Genomic DNA, 14,780 nt, shown 5'->3' on the forward strand with positions numbered 1-14,780 from the left:
GGCTTTCAGCGGACCTCCGCGAGCAGCTCCTCGCGCAGCCGGTCGAAACAGCCGCTGAGCAGCCGCGAGACGTGCATCTGCGAGATGCCGAGCTGCTGGGCGATCCGGCTCTGGGTCATACCGCCGAAGAAGCGCAGGTAGAGGATGGTGCGTTCGCGTTCGGGCAGGGCCGCGAGACAGGGCTTGACCGCGGCGCGGTCCACGACGAGGTCGAACCCCGGGTCGGGGCCGCCCAGGGAGTCGCCGAGGGCGTAGCCGTCCGTGCCGGCCACCTCGGCGTCCAGGGACAGCGCGGAGAAGCACTCCAGGGCCTCCATTCCGGCGCGCACCTCGTCCTCGCTGAGCCGCGTGTGCGCGGCGATCTCGGCGACGGTGGGTGCCCGGCCCGGCGTGGTCTGCGCCAGCTCCTTCACGGCGGCGCGGACCCGGTTGCGCAGGTCCTGCACCCGGCGCGGCACGTGCAGGGTCCACATGTGGTCCCGGAAGTGGCGCTTGATCTCGCCGGTGATGGTGGGCACGGCGTACGCCTCGAAGGCGCGGCCGCGGGTGGGGTCGTAGTGGTCGACCGCCTTGACCAGGCCGAGTGCGGCCACCTGGTACAGGTCCTCCAGGGCCTCGCCACGGCCGCGGAACCGTACGGCGATCCGCTCGGCCATGGGCAGCCACAACTGGATCAGCTCGTCCCTGAGCGCCTGACGCTCGGGACCCTCGGGGAGCTGCGCGAGCCGCTCGAAGGAGTCGCCGGTGTCCGGGGCGTCGTCATGGGGATGGGGCTTCGTGCTGCCAGTGACACGCATTGCGCGCACCTCTCTCAGCAGGTGCTGGGTGGACAGACACCGTGGGAGGTGCGCTCGGACCATCGAAAGGACACCGGGGCGTCCGGCGGTGCCGGCTCCCACGGACGTGCCTCCTGTCCGAAGCACTGCTCTGCCCTTTCCCGCTGGCGGGCATATCCAAACAAACAGAACAAACCGACCTTGTCGGATGAGCCCGGGGGCGGGGTGGGACCGATGGCCCGCGGGGGGCCGCTGATCTTGTCGGGGGACGTGATGTGCCACACGCGCGCGCGGCCGGCCGGAAGGCGCGGTGGACGAGTTCTTCCTGGGCAGCGCTTGATCACTGATCAAAGGGGGTGAATTCCCTGGCCACAGCGCATTCTGCTCATTTGACAGTGCACTCGGCCCACAGATAGACAGCAGCTCTCGAAGGTCGAGAGGGGCACTGTGTACGAGCCGAACGTGGTCGGGGACTGGCACGAGTACGAGGAGCATGCCGGTCTGCGGGTTCGCGTCCACCGCCTGGAGCCGGCCGAGCCGCCGCGCGGACGGGACGACGCCGCCGCCGGGCTGACGTACTTCTGTGTCCGGGCCACCGTCGAGAACCGCGGTACGCGGCACTACGGCATCCATCTGGAGGACGGCCAGATCGACGTCCGGGTCGGCCCGGACGGCGAGGGCGCCTTCATCGACTGGCGCAACTCCCAGTTCATCGAGGGCTTCGACGTCTACCCGCTGCGCCGGGCCACCGCCGTGCTGTACGCCGCCGCACCCGAGGCCGCCCTCACCCATGTGGACGTACAGGTGCAGCTGCGGGTGGACGACGAGTGGGCCGGCCGCCGGCTGTGGACGGGCGGCATCGGCGTCCTGGAGCCGGCCCCGGCGGCCGCCCCCACGGCGACCGGGCAGGGCAGTCTGGCCCACCAGGTCAGCGCCTTCCTGAGGGACCAGACGGAGCCCGGTTCCGCCTGAGCGTGGCCCGACGGGCTCAGTGCGGGATGCCGTCGATGATCTCGCGCGCCCCCTGACGGAGCAGCGCCACCGCGACCGACGTGCCGAGCGTGGCCGGATCGAGCCGGCCCGCCCACTCGTGAGCGTTCAGCCGGGTCTTGCCGTCCGGGGTGAAGACGCAGGCCCGCAGGGAGAGTTCACCGCTGCGGTCCACGCGCGCGTACCCGGCGATGGGGCTGTTGCAGTGGCCCTGCAGCACATGCAGGAACATCCGCTCGGCCGTCGCCTCCCGGTGGGTGTCCGGGTCGCCGAGCCCGCTGACCGCGTCGATCAGGTCGGTGTCGTCCTCCCGGCACTGCAGGGCGAGGATGCCCGCGCCGATCGGCGGCATCATCGTCTCGGGCGACAGCACCTCGCTGATCACATCCGTCCGGCCGATGCGCTCCAGGCCGGACACGGCCAGCAGCAGCGCGTCCGCCTCGCCGGCGGCCAGCTTCTCCAGCCGGCGGTTGGCGTTGCCGCGGAACGGGACGCACTCCAGATGCGGGTGGGTGGCGGCCAGTTGGGCGATCCGGCGCACCGAGGAGGTGCCGATGCGGGTGCCGGCCGGCAGCTCGTCCAGGGTGAGCCCGCCCGGGTGCACCAGCGCGTCCCGGATGTCGTCCCGCTTCAGGAACGCGGCGAACACCGTCCCGGCCGGCAGCGGCCGGTCGGCGGGCACGTCCTTGACGCAGTGCACCGCGAGGTCCGCCTCCCCGGCCAGCAGGGCGGCGTCCACCTCCTTGGTGAACGCCCCCTTGCCCTCGACCTGGGACAGATCGCCGAGCCACTTGTCGCCGGTGGTCTTCACCGGTACGACCGTGGTGCGCACGCCCGGGTGCAGCACCGCCAACTCGGCGCGGACCCGCTCGACTTGGGCCAGGGCCATGGGCGAGTCGCGGGAGACGATTCGGATCAGTTCGGGAACCGGCATGCGCACACGATAGACCCCCCGGCGCTCACTCGTAGGCCTCGGGCAGGTCCGCCGCCGACTCCTCCGGGCCGAGATCGGGGCGCAGCCGCAGCCAGGAGGGCTGGCGCAGCATGCCGTTGCGGGTACGGGTGCTGTAGCTGACCTCGCCCACCAGCCTGGGCAGCACCCAGCGGGCGCCGGGGACGCGCGGCACGGGGTCGAAGGGGCACCGGTCGCTCGCCGCGTCCCGCAGCAGCTCCGCCAGTTCGGTGCGCTCGGCCCCGCTCCAGCCGGTGCCCACCCCGCCGACGTACCGCAGCCGGCCCTCCGGGTCGCGCTGGCCGACCAGGACCGCGCCGGGCAGTCCGGTCAGCCGCCCCTTGCCGGGCAGCCAGCCGCCGACGATCACGTCCTCCGCCCGCATGTTCCGGATCTTGATCCAGGCGCGGGAGCGCACCCCGGGCTCGTACACCGAGTCCAGGCGCTTGCACACCAGCCCCTCCAGGCCGTGCTCCCGGGTGGCGCGCAGCGCCTCGGCGCCGTGCCCGGTCACGGCGGCCGGCGTCGACCAGTACGGCCCGGCGAGCCCCAGCTCCTCCAGCCGCGCCCGCCGCCGGACGTACGGCAGCCGCAGCAGCGGTTCCGTCAGGTACGGCACGTCGAACAGGACCAGGTGCACCGGCACCCGGGCGGCCCGGCGCGCCGCCAGGGCGGGGGCGTGCGCGAGGCCCATCCGGCTCTGCAGCAGCTGGAAGTTCGCGCGCCCCCGCTCGTCCAGGGCCAGCACCTCGCCGTCCAGCACAGCGGGTGTGGTGCCCAGCGCCCCGCCGAGCGGCCGGAGTTCGGGGTAGGCCGCGGTGATGTCCTCGCCCGAGCGGGCACGCAGCAGCACGGTGCCGTCGCCGGGCAGGTACACCATCACCCGCTGGCCGTCCTGCTTGGTCTCGTAGGCCCACCGCGCGTCCTGGGCGGCCGGCGGCAGGGTGCCGGGGGTCGCGAGCATCGGCGGGATGAGCGGCAGGGTCACGGCGGTCACGGCAGAAGGTCTCGACCGGGCCCAGCACCCTCACGCGCCTTTCGGCGCGGGTTCCCCTGAACGGGCCCGCCGTACCCGGGGATTCCCCGAGGAGGCGGGGACGAAGGAGGCGAGGACGAAGGCGAGGGCCGCCGCGACCGCGCGCTCATCAGCACGATGTCGCCGTCAGGAGGTGCGTGGGGGTCTGATCCAGCCCAGGGAGCGTTCGACCGCCCGTTGCCAGTTCTCGTACTCCGTCGCCCGGCGCTCGGGGTCCATCGCGGGGAGCCACTGGGCGGCTCGGTGCCAGTTGCGGCGCAGGACCTCCAGGCCGGGCCAGTAGCCGGCGGCGAGCCCGGCCGCGTAGGCCGCGCCGAGGGAGACCGTCTCGGCGACCATGGGCCGTACCACGGGCACGTCGAGGACGTCGGCCACGAACTGCATGAGCAGGTTGTCCGCGGTCATGCCGCCGTCCACCTTGAGCTGCTGGAGGGTGATGGAGGAGTCGGCGTTCATGGCGTCGACGACCTCGCGGGTCTGCCATCCGGTGGCCTCCAGGACGGCACGCGCCAGGTGTCCCTTGGTGATGTACGAGGTGAGGCCGACGATCACCCCGCGCGCGTCGCTCCGCCAGCGCGGGGCGAACAGGCCCGAGAAGGCGGGGACGATGTAACAGCCGCCGTTGTCCTCCACCGTGCGCGCGAGGGTCTCGATCTCCGGGGCGCTGCTGATCAGGCCCAGGCGGTCGCGGAACCACTGGACGAGGGCGCCGGTGACGGCGATCGACCCCTCCAGGGCGTAGACCGGCGGCTGGTCCCCGATCTGGTACGCGACCGTCGTGAGCAGTCCGTGCCGGGAGCGTACGAGGTCTTCACCGGTGTTGAGCAGCAGGAAGCTGCCCGTGCCGTACGTGCACTTGGCCTCGCCGGGGGAGAAGCAGGTCTGCCCGAACAGCGCGGCCTGCTGGTCACCGAGCGCGGCCGTGATGGTGACGCCCGGCAGCAGCGCGCGGGCCTCGCCGTACGTCTCGGCGGACGATCTGATCTCGGGCAGCATCGAGCGCGGCACCCCGAAGAAGTCCAGCAGCTCGTCGTCCCAGGCGAGCGTGCGGATGTTCATCAGCATCGTACGGCTGGCGTTGGTCGCGTCGGTGATGTGCAGGCCGCCGTCGGCACCCCCGGTGAGATTCCAGATCAGCCAGCTCTCCATCGTCCCGAACAGCACCTCGCCGTCCTTCGCGCGCTGCTCGACGCCCTTGACGTGGTCGAACAGCCACCGGATCCGCAGCGCCGAGAAGTAGGTCGAGGGCGGCAGCGCACACCGGTCCAGGAAGAACGCCTCTCCGGGCCGCTCCCGCAGCTCCTCCACGAGCGGTGCCGTGCGGGTGTCCTGCCAGACGATCGCCCGGCCCAGCGGGGCGCCGGTCCGCCGGTCCCACAGCACCGTCGTCTCACGCTGGTTGGCCAGCCCGATCGCGGCGACCTGCTCCTGGCCCGCACCGGCGTCGGAGAGCGCCTCGGGCACGACGCGCCGCAGGTTCTGCCAGATCTCGACGGCGTCGTGCTCGACCCAGCCCGGCCGGGGGAAGTGCTGCTGATGCTCCTTCTGCGCGACCGAGACCAGCCGCCCCCGGTGGTCGAACAGGATGCAGCGGGTCGAGTTGGTGCCCTGATCGATGGACATCACATACCGTTCCACCATGATCGGGTCTGCCTTCCGACGGGTCGAGGGGCGGCTGTCCTGGCCTACCAGCGGGCGGCTCCCAGGTCTCGGGAGATCGCCCGCGCGGCTTCCCGGATCAGACTGATCAGATGCGCGCGGGGCCGGCCCTGGCTGTCGCAGATCCGCTCGACCGGCCCGGACAGCCCGATGGCGCCGACGACGAGGCCGCCGTGCCCCCGGATCGGTGCGGCGAGCCCGGCCTCGCCCATGCTCATCTCCTGGATCTCCGCGGCCCAGCCGACCTCCCTGACCTCGGTGAGCGCCCGGGCGAGCCGCTCGGGATCGGCCAGGGTGTGCCGGGTGTAGGCCTCGAGACCCGGCTCCCGGTCCGGCTCGACCGCCGCGGTCCCGTAGGCCAGCAGGACCTTGCCGAGCGAGGAGGCGTGCAGCGGCAGCAGGGAGCCCACGTCCAGCGTCTGGAAGGTGTCGTCCGGCCGGAACACGTGGTGGACGATGAGCACCCTGCCCTCCAGCGGAGTGCCGAGGCGTACCGCCTCACCGCTGCGGGCGGCCAGGGCGTCGGCCCAGTTGAGGGAGCGCGAGCGCAGCTCGTTGACGTCCAGATAGCTGGTGCCGAGGTGCAGCAGGGCGGCTCCGAGCTGGTACTTGCCGGTCGCCGCGTCCTGTTCCACGAAGTCCACGTGCTGCAGCGTGCGCAGGATGCCGTGGGCGGTGCCCTTGGCGAGGCCGAGTGACGCCGCGACCTCTCCGAGCCCGAGTCGGCGGGGCCCACCGGCGAGCAGGCGGAGAATCGCCGCCGCCCGTTCGATCGACTGGACCGGTCCGGCCATGAGGCGAGCCTATTACCGCCGCGGACGCTTCGCTCCGCGGGCGGGACGACGGCCGCGGTCGCGCGCGTTCGGTAATGCCGACCGCCGTTCATTGACCAGACCGATTTGTCTCCATAGCGTGCATGGGAGTCCCGAAAGGCGCGCGAGCGTCCCGCCGGGCGGTCCAGATCATCGGGAGAGAACATGGCGGCACAGCTCAACACGCTGCTCCGGGCGGCACGCGACCACGTGTGTCCGGTGCCGCCCGTCGCCGGCGCGGTCTCGACCGTACGCCGACGGGTGGCGGCCGTCCTCGCGGACTGGAGGGTGTGCCCGCAGATCGTCGAGGACGCGCTGCTCGTCGTGTCGGAGCTGGTCACCAACGCGATCATCCACGCCCTGCCGCCGGCCGAGCTGCGGCTGTCGTGGACGGACCGTGACGGCGACGGGGTCCTGCGGGTCGAGGTCACCGACGCGGGAGCCGCGCGTGCGGCGGGTCAGCCGCTCGGCGGCATCGACCCGGACGAGCACGGCCGGGGCGAGTCGATCGTCCACGCCCTGGCGACCCGTCACGGCATACGGCTCCATTCCGGCGGGGTCACGCGCTGGGCGGAGCTGGTCGCGGTCTGAACCGCGCTGTCCGCGCCCGACCGCGCGGGGACGGACTCCTCCGCGGACTTCCTCCGGAGCAGCAGCAGCGCGGCGTCGTCGTGCAGCCGGCCGCCCACATGCGCCAGCAGCTCGTCATGGAGCGCGGTGAGGGTGCGGGCCGGCTCGTCGCACACATGCCGGGCCACACCGTCGGCCAGCGGGTAGAACGCGCGGGCGCCGTCGCGGGCCTCGGTGACCCCGTCGGTGTACAGCAAGAGCTGATCGCCCACCCCGAAGGGCAGGCGCTGCAGCCGGGGAGCCTGGCCCGAGAGGGCGCGCAGGCCGAGGGGCGGCGCGGGGCGGGCCGTCTCCACCGCCTCGATCTCCCCGGACGCCGATATCAGCAGCGGGGGCGCGTGTCCGCAGTTGACCATCTCCAGGTGCCCCGACCGGGGGCAGCCCGCGACCACGGCGGTGACGAAGTCGTCCGGGCCGAGGTTGCGCGCCAGGCTCCGCTCGATCCGGCCGACGACGGCGAGCAGGTCGGGCTCGTCGTGGGCGGCCTCGCGGAACACCCCGAGCACGAGCGCGGCGGTCCCGACGGCGGGCAGGCCCTTGCCGCGTACGTCGCCGACGATCAGCCGGACGCCGTGCGGGGTGGGAACCAGCGCGTACAGGTCGCCGCCGATGCGGGCCTCGGCCGCCGCGGCGCTGTAGCGGACGGCGACCTGGAACGGGCCGACGGTCTCCGGGACGGGCTGGAGCAGCGCCTGCTGGGCGGCCTCGGCGACCGAGCGGACGGCCGCGAGGACCCGCTCCCGACGGCCGCGCAGCACGCCGGCCAGGCCGCTCGCCGCGGTGACCGCCAGCAGGGCGCACAGTACGGCCGCCAGGTCGTGGGCGGGGACCTCGTGCCCGACGCCCAGGGCCGTGCTCGTCGCCGCGGCGAGGAGACCGGCGCCGAGCACGCCGCGCGGGCCGTTGGTGGTGGCCGCCAGCGCGGGGCCGGCCGCCAGCAGCGGCAGCCACACCATCCCCGCCCCTCCGGCCAGGTCGACCAGCACGACGACGGCGACGACCAGCACCGGCAGTACGCGCATGCCGGCGGCCAGCGGCCCGGCGACACGCCGGCGGACCGGGCCGCAGGCGCCGGTCACACGGTTCCTGCACAGCCGCGTCGGTGCGGGGTCGCCACCAGGGTGTCGGGCCTCGCTCATGATCTCGTCCGCAGTCCTCGCGCGTAGGGGGTGCACACCCGGAATGTCCGTTTCGTCAAGCAAACGGGCCGGGGGCGGGCCGCCACAAGGAGCGGGTTTTCAGATAGTGAGCGAGAGGCTCCTGGTCACGCGGCTCGCGATCGGGAGCAGGCGGGCCCGGATCTCCTGGAGGCGGTCCCGGCGTTCCACCGGCAGGGAGACGCCCAGTGAGCCGAGGGTGTTCCCGCGGTAGACGGGCACCGCCACGCACACGGTGCCGAGGGAGTACTCCTCCAGGTCCGTGACGGCCGGGGCCAGCGGGGGCGACTCGATCCTGCGGAGCAGCTCCGGGACGCTGGTGATCGTCCGTGGCGTGAGATCGGGGAGGTGGTGCCGGGAGAGGTACTCCCGGCGGGCGTCCTCGTCCAGCTCCCGCAGCACGGACTTGCCCAGTGCGGTGGCGTGTCCCGCGTCCTCGAACCCCACCCAGAGGTCCACCCGTGGGGTACGGGGGCTGTCCACGATCTCGGCGACCCTGATCTCGCCGTCCTCGTAGAACGTGAGGTACGCGGCGGAGGACAGCTCGTCCCGCAGGGCGTTCAGCGTCGGGCGCACCCGGCTGAGCAGCGTCTGGGTGCGGCCCGCGGTGTGCAGGGACTTCAGCCGGTCGCCCAGGATGAATCCGCCGTCGTCCAGCTTCCGCACGTAGCCGTCGTGCACAAGGGTGCGCAGCAGGTGGTAGGCGGTGGCCAGGGGCAGCCCGGTCTCCCGCGCCAGCTGTTTCGCCGGCGCGCCGTTCTCGTGCTCGCTCACCGCCTCCAACAGCCGGAACGCCCGCTGCACGGAGGTGATGAGGGTGGGCCCGTCCGGAGCACCCATAGCCCTAGGCTGCCCCGGGCGCCCGGCAGGGGCAAGGCCGGGATCGCTGCACCGGCGAGCGGCCCGGAGTCGTGCGGACAAAATTGTTGACAATCTTGTTTGGCTAGATTTAGGTTCGACAGGCACTCACTCAGGGAGGGCACATGCCGAAGGAAGCCCGTCCGAGCACCGGAGAGCAGGCCAAGCAGCACGCGCTCGCGCAGCTGCGGCAGGCGATCCTGCACGGCGAGATGGCGCCGGCCCAGCGGCTGGTGGAGAACGAACTCGCCGAGCAGTTCGGTGTGACGCGGGCCAGCATCCGGGCGGCACTGATCGATCTGGAGGCGCAGGGACTGGTCGAACGGATCCGCAACCGCGGTTCGCGGGTGCGGGTGGTGACCGTGGAGGAAGCGGTCGCCATCACGGAGTGCCGCATGGTCCTGGAAGGACTGTGCGCGGCCAAGGCGGCCGTCGCGGCCAGTGACGAGCAGCTGACGGAACTGGCCGACCTCGGCGCGGCGATGGAGAAGGCCGTAGCCGACGGCGAGCCGGTGACGTACTCCGATCTCAACCACCAGCTCCACGACCGGATCCGGGAGATCTCCGGGCAGCAGACCGCGGTCGAGCTGCTGGAGCGGCTGAACGCCCAACTGGTCCGCCACCGCTTCCAGCTGGCGCTCCGGCCGGGGCGTCCGCAGCAATCCTTGAACGAGCACCTGGCGATGATCGAGGCGATCAGGGCCAGGGACCCGCAGGCGGCCGAAGCGGCCGTCCGCGCCCACCTCGCCGGCGTGATCGAGGCGCTGCGCGACTGATCGCCGCACCGGCGCGTCGACCGGGACGGGGCGGGCGCACCCCTGTCGACCAAGGAGAACCGAGCAATGACGCACGCCAACGCGCCGGCCCCACCCGCCCGATCCACCCTCGTCGTCACCGCGCACGCCGGCGACTTCGTGTGGCGCGCCGGCGGGGCCATCGCCCTGGCCGCTTCCCGCGGCGAGAAGGTCACCATCGCCTGCCTGACCTTCGGCGAGCGCGGTGAGTCCGCCAAGGCGTGGCGCGAGGGAAAGACCCTGGACGAGATCAAGGGGATCCGCCGGGAGGAGGCGGAGCGGGCCGCCGCCACCCTCGGCGCCGAGGTCCGCTTCTTCGACGCCGGCGACTACCCCCTCGTCGCCACCGCCGAGCTGACCGACCGGCTTGTCGCCGTCTACCGCGAGACGCAGCCCGACGTCGTCCTCACCCACCCGGTGCAGGACCCGTACAACGGCGACCACCCAGCCGCCAACCGGATGGCCCTCGAAGCCCGCGTCCTCGCCCAGGCCATCGGCTATCCCGGCCCCGGCGAGATCATCGGCGCCCCGCCCGTCTTCTACTTCGAGCCGCACCAGCCCGAGATGAGCGGCTTCACGCCGGAGGTCCTCCTGGACATCACCGAGGTGTGGGAGACCAAGCGCAAGGCCATGGAGTGCCTGGGCGCCCAGCAGCACCTGTGGGACTACTACACCGACCTCGCCGTCCGCCGCGGCGTCCAGCTCAAGCGCAACGCCGGCCCGAACCTCGGCCTGCCGCACAAGACCATGGCCGAGGCCTACATGCGCCCCTACCCGCAGGTCACGAAGGAGCTGGCATGAGCGGCGTGATCGTCACCAACCCGCCCAAGGCCGAGGCGGAGGACGTCGACGCCCTCGCCGGGTACGGCGTCGCCACCGTGCACGAGGCCATGGGCCGCACCGGGCTGCTCCCGGCCCGGCTGCGCCCGGTCCAGCAGGGCGTCCGGGTCGCCGGCACCGCGGTCACCGTGCTGTCCTGGCCCGGCGACAACCTCATGATCCACGCGGCCGTCGAGCAGTGCGGCGAGGGGGACATCCTGGTCGTCACCACCACCTCGCCCTCCACCGACGGCATGTTCGGCGAACTGTTCGCCACCGCCCTGAAGAAGCGCGGGGTGCGCGGGCTGGTCATCGACGCCGGTGTCCGCGACACCCGCGAACTGCGCGAACTCGGCTTCCCCGCCTGGTCGGCGGCCGTCTGCGCGCAGGGCACGGTGAAGGCGACCGGCGGCTCGGTCAACGTACCGGTCGCCCTCGGCGGCCAGGTGGTCCGCCCCGGTGACGTGATCGTCGCCGACGACGACGGTGTGGTGGTCGTCCCGCGCGAGAAGGCCCGCGAGACCGCCGCGGCGTCCGAGGCCCGCGAGGCCAAGGAGGCCGCCTCCCGCGCCGCCTTCCTCGACGGCCGGCTCGGTCTCGACCGGTACGGGCTGCGGGAGAAGCTCGCGCGGCTGGGCGTCACCTACACCTCCTACGAGGAGTACGTGCGGAACGGAGCCGGCGCATGACCGGGCCCGCGGGGGTGCGCTGCGTGCTGATGCGCGGCGGCACCTCCAAGGGCGCCTACTTCCTCGCCGAGGACCTGCCCGCCGACCCGGCCGCCCGCGACGACCTGCTGCTGCGCATCATGGGCAGCCCCGACCCGCGCCAGATCGACGGCCTCGGCGGCTCCCACCCGCTCACCAGCAAGGTGGCCGTGGTCTCCGCCTCCGCCGACCCGGACGCCGACGTCGACTACCTCTTCCTCCAAGTGGCCGTCGACGGGGCCGAGGTGAGCGACCGTCAGAACTGCGGGAACATCCTCGCCGGAGTGGGCCCGTTCGCCGTCGAGCGGGGGCTCGTGGCCCCCGGTCCGACCGAGACTGCCGTCCGCATCCGCATGCTCAACACGGGGGAGCGGGCCGTCGCCACCTTCCCCACACCGGGCGGGCGCGTCGACTACACCGGGGACGCCGAGATCTCCGGGGTGCCCGGGACCGCCGCCCCGGTGGTCATCGAGTTCCCGGGCGGCGACACCCCGCTGCTGCCCACCGGCCGGGTCCGCGACACCGTCGCCGGCACCGAGGTGACCTGCGTCGACAACGGGATGCCGACCGTGCTCGTCCCGGCGACCGCGCTGAAGGTCACCGGGTACGAGCGGCCCGGGGAACTGGAGGAGGACCCCGTGCTCGCCGGCCGGCTCCGCGAGATCCGGCTGGCGGCGGGGGAGCTGATGGGGCTCGGCGACGTCGGCAACACGACCGTTCCCAAGCTCACCCTGCTCGCCCCGCCCCGCTCCGGCGGCACGGTCACCACCCGCACCTTCATCCCCGTCCGCTGCCACACCTCGATCGGCGTCCTCGGCGCCGCGAGCGTGGCGGCGGGGCTGCGCCTGCCCGGGGGAGTGGGGGAGGGCATCGCGCGACTCCCCGCCCACGGCGACCGGCTCCGCATGGAGCACCCCACCGGCTTCCTCGACATCGACACGGACGTCGATCCGGACGTCCCGGCGGTGCGTCGTACGGCCGTCGTGCGCACCGCCCGCAAGATCCTCGACGGCACCGTCTTCCCCCGACCGTCCGCACACCCCCTTGGAGGCACCGATGGCCCCGCCCCTCGGTGACATCGCCCATATCGGCCACGCCCAGCTGTTCACCCCGGACCTGGACGCCAGTGTCGCCTTCTTCACCGACTATCTGGGGCTCACCGTCAACGGCCGGGACGGCGGCACCGTCTACCTGCGCACCTTCGACGACTACGAGCACCACAGCCTGGTCCTCACCGCCCGCGACACCCCCGGCCTCGGCCGGCTCGCCCTGCGCACCTCCGGCGAGGAGGCCCTGCACCGCCGTGTCAAGGCGGTCGAGGAGGCGGGCGGCACCGGCCGCTGGGTGGAGGACGAACCCGGCCTCGGCCGGCTGTACGTCACCACCGACCCGGACGGCCACGAACACGCCCTGTACTGGGAGAGCGAGTACTACCAGGCCCCGGACGAGCTGAAACCGGCGCTGAAGAACCAGCCGCAGGCCAAGCCCAACCGGGGTGTGGGGGTCCGCCGCCTGGACCACGTCAACTTCCTCGCGGCCGACGTGCTCGCCAACGCCGAGTTCCAGCAGCACGTGCTCGGCGCCCGGCCCACCGAGCAGATCCGGCTCGACACCGGCCGGATCGCGGCCCGCTGGCTGACCTTCACCCACAAGTCGTACGACGTGGTGTACACGGAGGACTGGACGGGCTCCGCGGGCCGGCTGCACCACATCGCGTTCGCTACGGACACCCGCGAGGACATCCTGCGCGCCGCCGATCTCGCCATCGACAGCGGGGTGTTCATCGAGACGGGCCCGCACAAGCACGCCATCCAGCAGACGTTCTTCCTGTACGTCTACGAGCCCGGCGGCAACCGCGTCGAGCTGTGCAACCCGCTCACGCGGCTCGTCCTGGCGCCGGACTGGCCGCTCGTCACCTGGACCGAGGCCGAGCGGAAGAAGGGCCAGGCCTGGGGTCTGAGGACCATCGAGTCCTTCCATACCCACGGCACCCCGCCCGTGGGGTGACACCCCGTGAAGCCGCCCCCGTTCCCAGATTGTCACTAAGATTGTTGACAAAAATGTTGACTGAACCGGGGCGGCTTCCTAGCGTCGGGCACACCCCGCACGAGAGGTAACCAACGATGTTCTCCTCCCCCTCCCCGTCCCCCCGCGGCGGCGGACTCGCCCGGCTCGTCGTCGCACTGTGCTGGCTCGCCGTCCTCTTCGACGGCCTCGACATGTTCATCTACGGCTCCGTGCTGCCCCACATGCTCGCCGCCAAGGCCCTCGGCATCACCGCCGACCAGGCCGGCGACCTCGGCAGCTACGCCACCTTCGGCATGCTCGTGGGCGCCCTGACGGCCGGTACCGTCGCCGACCGCATCGGCCGCAAGAAGCTCATGACCGGCTGCGTCACCCTCTTCTCGCTCGCCTCCGGGATCTGCGCCCTGTCCGGCTCCGTCGCCGTCTTCGGTCTCGGCCGGACTCTGGCCGGCGTCGGCCTCGGCGGCCTGCTGCCCACCGCGATCTCGATGGTCTCCGACTACGCCCGCGGCGGCCGGGGCGCCCTGACCATCGGCGCCCTGATGACCGCCCACCACGCCGGCGGCATCCTCTCCGCCTACGTCGCCAAGTGGCTCGTCGAGCCCGTCGGCTGGCGCGCCGCCTTCTGGATCTGCGTCCTCCCCCTGCTCTACGTCCCGGTCCTGCTCAAGGCCATGCCCGAATCGCTGAGCTTCCTGCTCGCCAAGGGCCGCACCGACGAGGCCCGCGCCCTCGCCGCCCGCTACGACGCCGAACTCCCCGCCGCGGCCGCCCCCAAGGCCCCGGCCGACCGCTGGGACGCCCTGCTGAACCTCTTCCGCGGCGGCGAGTGGCTGCAGACCCTGCTGTACTGGCTGGCCTCCTTCGGCGGACTCCTCCTCGTCTACGGCGTCGCCACCTGGCTGCCCACGCTGATGCGCGGCGAGGGCTACAACCTCGGCTCCGCCCTCACCTTCGTGGTCCTGTTCAACCTCGGCGGCATCGTCGGCATGCTGATCGCCGGCCGCGCCTCCGACCGCTTCGGCGCCCCCCGCATCTCCGCGATCTGGTTCGCGCTCACCGCGGCCGGTGTCTTCCTGCTCAGCGTGCACATGCCGCTCGGCCTGACCTTCCTGGTCGTCTTCCTCACCGGCGTGTTCCTCAACAGCGCCCAGACGATGATCTACGCGACCGTCTCCATCCGCTCCGCCCCGGACAGCCGGGCCACCGCCGTCGGCTGGACCTCCGGCATGGGCCGCTTCGGCGCCGTCTTCGGCCCGTGGCTCGGCGGGCAGCTGCTCGCCGCGGGCAACGGCGACTGGGGCTTCACCGCCTTCGCCCTGGCCGGCGTGTCGTCCACGGTGTTCATCGGCATCGCGGCCCTGCGCTCGGCCCGGCGCGCCGAGGCCGGCGAGGCCCGGCAGAAGCTGGTCACCGCCGGCTGACCCCAGGCCCGCGCGCGCCCGGCGCCGCCCCGGTCCACGGGCGCGGCGCCGGGGCGCCTCCCGGCGCCATACCCCCAATTTCGTCCACCCTGTCTTTTGCCCCAGGGGAGGGAGAGCGCGCCTCCCCTTCACCCATCTCCC

General features: G+C 72.8%; 15 protein-coding genes. 8 read left to right on the plus strand and 7 right to left on the minus strand.

What is annotated here, in order from left to right; genetic code table 11:
• Positions 1 to 5: 5 nt before the first annotated feature.
• Positions 6 to 797 carry an RNA polymerase sigma factor SigF gene (locus ACZ4U1_RS16705; RefSeq protein WP_467903849.1) on the minus strand — a complete coding sequence of 264 codons (792 nt, stop codon included), beginning with the start codon at positions 795 to 797 and terminating at the stop codon, positions 6 to 8.
• Positions 798 to 1,223: 426 nt separating this feature from the next.
• Between ACZ4U1_RS16705 and ACZ4U1_RS16710 the strand changes: the two genes are divergently transcribed.
• Complete coding sequence (locus ACZ4U1_RS16710) at positions 1,224 to 1,748, plus strand: hypothetical protein (RefSeq protein ID WP_467903851.1); 525 nt, start codon at positions 1,224 to 1,226, stop codon at positions 1,746 to 1,748.
• 16 nt (positions 1,749 to 1,764) lie between these two features.
• On the opposite strand, the gene hemC is transcribed toward ACZ4U1_RS16710, so the two are convergent.
• From hemC to ACZ4U1_RS16730, 4 genes are all read right to left on the minus strand, one after another.
• Positions 1,765 to 2,706, minus strand: coding sequence for a hydroxymethylbilane synthase (hemC, locus tag ACZ4U1_RS16715; RefSeq protein WP_467903853.1), 942 nt, complete (start codon positions 2,704 to 2,706; stop codon positions 1,765 to 1,767).
• 19 nt (positions 2,707 to 2,725) lie between these two features.
• The gene (locus tag ACZ4U1_RS16720; protein WP_467904191.1) at positions 2,726 to 3,706 is read right to left on the minus strand and encodes an ATP-dependent DNA ligase; all 981 of its coding nucleotides are present in this window, start codon (positions 3,704 to 3,706) and stop codon (positions 2,726 to 2,728) included.
• 174 nt (positions 3,707 to 3,880) lie between these two features.
• Positions 3,881 to 5,395: a glycerol kinase GlpK gene (glpK, locus tag ACZ4U1_RS16725; RefSeq protein WP_467903855.1), complete on the minus strand. Its 1,515-nt coding sequence runs from the start codon at positions 5,393 to 5,395 to the stop codon at positions 3,881 to 3,883.
• Between the two features lie 44 nt (positions 5,396 to 5,439).
• Positions 5,440 to 6,207, minus strand: a complete 768-nt coding sequence (locus ACZ4U1_RS16730) for an IclR family transcriptional regulator (protein WP_467903857.1) — start codon at positions 6,205 to 6,207, stop codon at positions 5,440 to 5,442.
• A 183-nt stretch (positions 6,208 to 6,390) separates the two neighbouring features.
• On the opposite strand from ACZ4U1_RS16730, the gene ACZ4U1_RS16735 reads away from it, so the two are divergent.
• On the plus strand, positions 6,391 to 6,816 hold the full coding sequence (locus tag ACZ4U1_RS16735) for an ATP-binding protein (RefSeq protein WP_467903858.1): 426 nt from the start codon (positions 6,391 to 6,393) through the stop codon (positions 6,814 to 6,816).
• Here the strand turns inward: ACZ4U1_RS16735 and ACZ4U1_RS16740 are convergent.
• Both ACZ4U1_RS16740 and ACZ4U1_RS16745 read right to left on the minus strand, forming a co-directional pair.
• Positions 6,756 to 7,994 carry a PP2C family protein-serine/threonine phosphatase gene (locus ACZ4U1_RS16740; RefSeq protein WP_467903860.1) on the minus strand — a complete coding sequence of 413 codons (1,239 nt, stop codon included), beginning with the start codon at positions 7,992 to 7,994 and terminating at the stop codon, positions 6,756 to 6,758. The two genes, ACZ4U1_RS16735 and ACZ4U1_RS16740, sit on opposite strands and share 61 nt — an antisense overlap.
• A gap of 99 nt (positions 7,995 to 8,093) precedes the next feature.
• Positions 8,094 to 8,852 carry an IclR family transcriptional regulator gene (locus ACZ4U1_RS16745; RefSeq protein ID WP_467903862.1) on the minus strand — a complete coding sequence of 253 codons (759 nt, stop codon included), beginning with the start codon at positions 8,850 to 8,852 and terminating at the stop codon, positions 8,094 to 8,096.
• Positions 8,853 to 8,995: 143 nt separating this feature from the next.
• Here ACZ4U1_RS16745 and ACZ4U1_RS16750 point away from each other — a divergent pair, with 143 nt between their 5' ends.
• The 6 genes from ACZ4U1_RS16750 to ACZ4U1_RS16775 all read left to right on the plus strand — a co-directional run bounded on the left by ACZ4U1_RS16750 (position 8,996) and on the right by ACZ4U1_RS16775 (position 14,639).
• The gene (locus ACZ4U1_RS16750) at positions 8,996 to 9,646 is read left to right on the plus strand and encodes a GntR family transcriptional regulator (protein WP_467903864.1); all 651 of its coding nucleotides are present in this window, start codon (positions 8,996 to 8,998) and stop codon (positions 9,644 to 9,646) included.
• A gap of 66 nt (positions 9,647 to 9,712) precedes the next feature.
• Entirely contained in the window at positions 9,713 to 10,465 is a 753-nt protein-coding gene (locus ACZ4U1_RS16755; RefSeq protein ID WP_467903866.1) for a PIG-L deacetylase family protein, read from the plus strand.
• Positions 10,462 to 11,172, plus strand: coding sequence for a 4-carboxy-4-hydroxy-2-oxoadipate aldolase/oxaloacetate decarboxylase (locus ACZ4U1_RS16760; RefSeq protein ID WP_467903868.1), 711 nt, complete (start codon positions 10,462 to 10,464; stop codon positions 11,170 to 11,172). Before ACZ4U1_RS16755 ends, ACZ4U1_RS16760 begins: the two co-directional genes overlap by 4 nt.
• Positions 11,169 to 12,266: a 4-oxalomesaconate tautomerase gene (locus tag ACZ4U1_RS16765; protein ID WP_467903870.1), complete on the plus strand. Its 1,098-nt coding sequence runs from the start codon at positions 11,169 to 11,171 to the stop codon at positions 12,264 to 12,266. Before ACZ4U1_RS16760 ends, ACZ4U1_RS16765 begins: the two co-directional genes overlap by 4 nt.
• Entirely contained in the window at positions 12,247 to 13,197 is a 951-nt protein-coding gene (locus ACZ4U1_RS16770; protein WP_467903871.1) for a catechol 2,3-dioxygenase, read from the plus strand. The genes ACZ4U1_RS16765 and ACZ4U1_RS16770 overlap by 20 nt, the downstream gene beginning before the upstream one ends.
• 116 nt (positions 13,198 to 13,313) lie before the next feature.
• Positions 13,314 to 14,639, plus strand: a complete 1,326-nt coding sequence (locus ACZ4U1_RS16775) for an MFS transporter (RefSeq protein WP_467903873.1) — start codon at positions 13,314 to 13,316, stop codon at positions 14,637 to 14,639.
• Positions 14,640 to 14,780: the final 141 nt, after the last annotated feature.

Source organism: Streptomyces sp. NPDC028928 (assembly GCF_055564915.1).

Coding starts and splice junctions, on each gene's coding strand:
- ACZ4U1_RS16705 (WP_467903849.1), bottom strand. CDS start 797: ATGCGTGTCACTGGCAGCACGAAGCCCCATCCCCATGACGACGCCCCG.
- glpK (WP_467903855.1), bottom strand. CDS start 5,395: ATGGTGGAACGGTATGTGATGTCCATCGATCAGGGCACCAACTCGACC.
- ACZ4U1_RS16730 (WP_467903857.1), bottom strand. CDS start 6,207: ATGGCCGGACCGGTCCAGTCGATCGAACGGGCGGCGGCGATTCTCCGC.
- ACZ4U1_RS16735 (WP_467903858.1), top strand. CDS start 6,391: ATGGCGGCACAGCTCAACACGCTGCTCCGGGCGGCACGCGACCACGTG.
- ACZ4U1_RS16740 (WP_467903860.1), bottom strand. CDS start 7,994: ATGAGCGAGGCCCGACACCCTGGTGGCGACCCCGCACCGACGCGGCTG.
- ACZ4U1_RS16745 (WP_467903862.1), bottom strand. CDS start 8,852: ATGGGTGCTCCGGACGGGCCCACCCTCATCACCTCCGTGCAGCGGGCG.
- ACZ4U1_RS16750 (WP_467903864.1), top strand. CDS start 8,996: ATGCCGAAGGAAGCCCGTCCGAGCACCGGAGAGCAGGCCAAGCAGCAC.
- ACZ4U1_RS16755 (WP_467903866.1), top strand. CDS start 9,713: ATGACGCACGCCAACGCGCCGGCCCCACCCGCCCGATCCACCCTCGTC.
- ACZ4U1_RS16760 (WP_467903868.1), top strand. CDS start 10,462: ATGAGCGGCGTGATCGTCACCAACCCGCCCAAGGCCGAGGCGGAGGAC.
- ACZ4U1_RS16765 (WP_467903870.1), top strand. CDS start 11,169: ATGACCGGGCCCGCGGGGGTGCGCTGCGTGCTGATGCGCGGCGGCACC.
- ACZ4U1_RS16770 (WP_467903871.1), top strand. CDS start 12,247: ATGGCCCCGCCCCTCGGTGACATCGCCCATATCGGCCACGCCCAGCTG.
- ACZ4U1_RS16775 (WP_467903873.1), top strand. CDS start 13,314: ATGTTCTCCTCCCCCTCCCCGTCCCCCCGCGGCGGCGGACTCGCCCGG.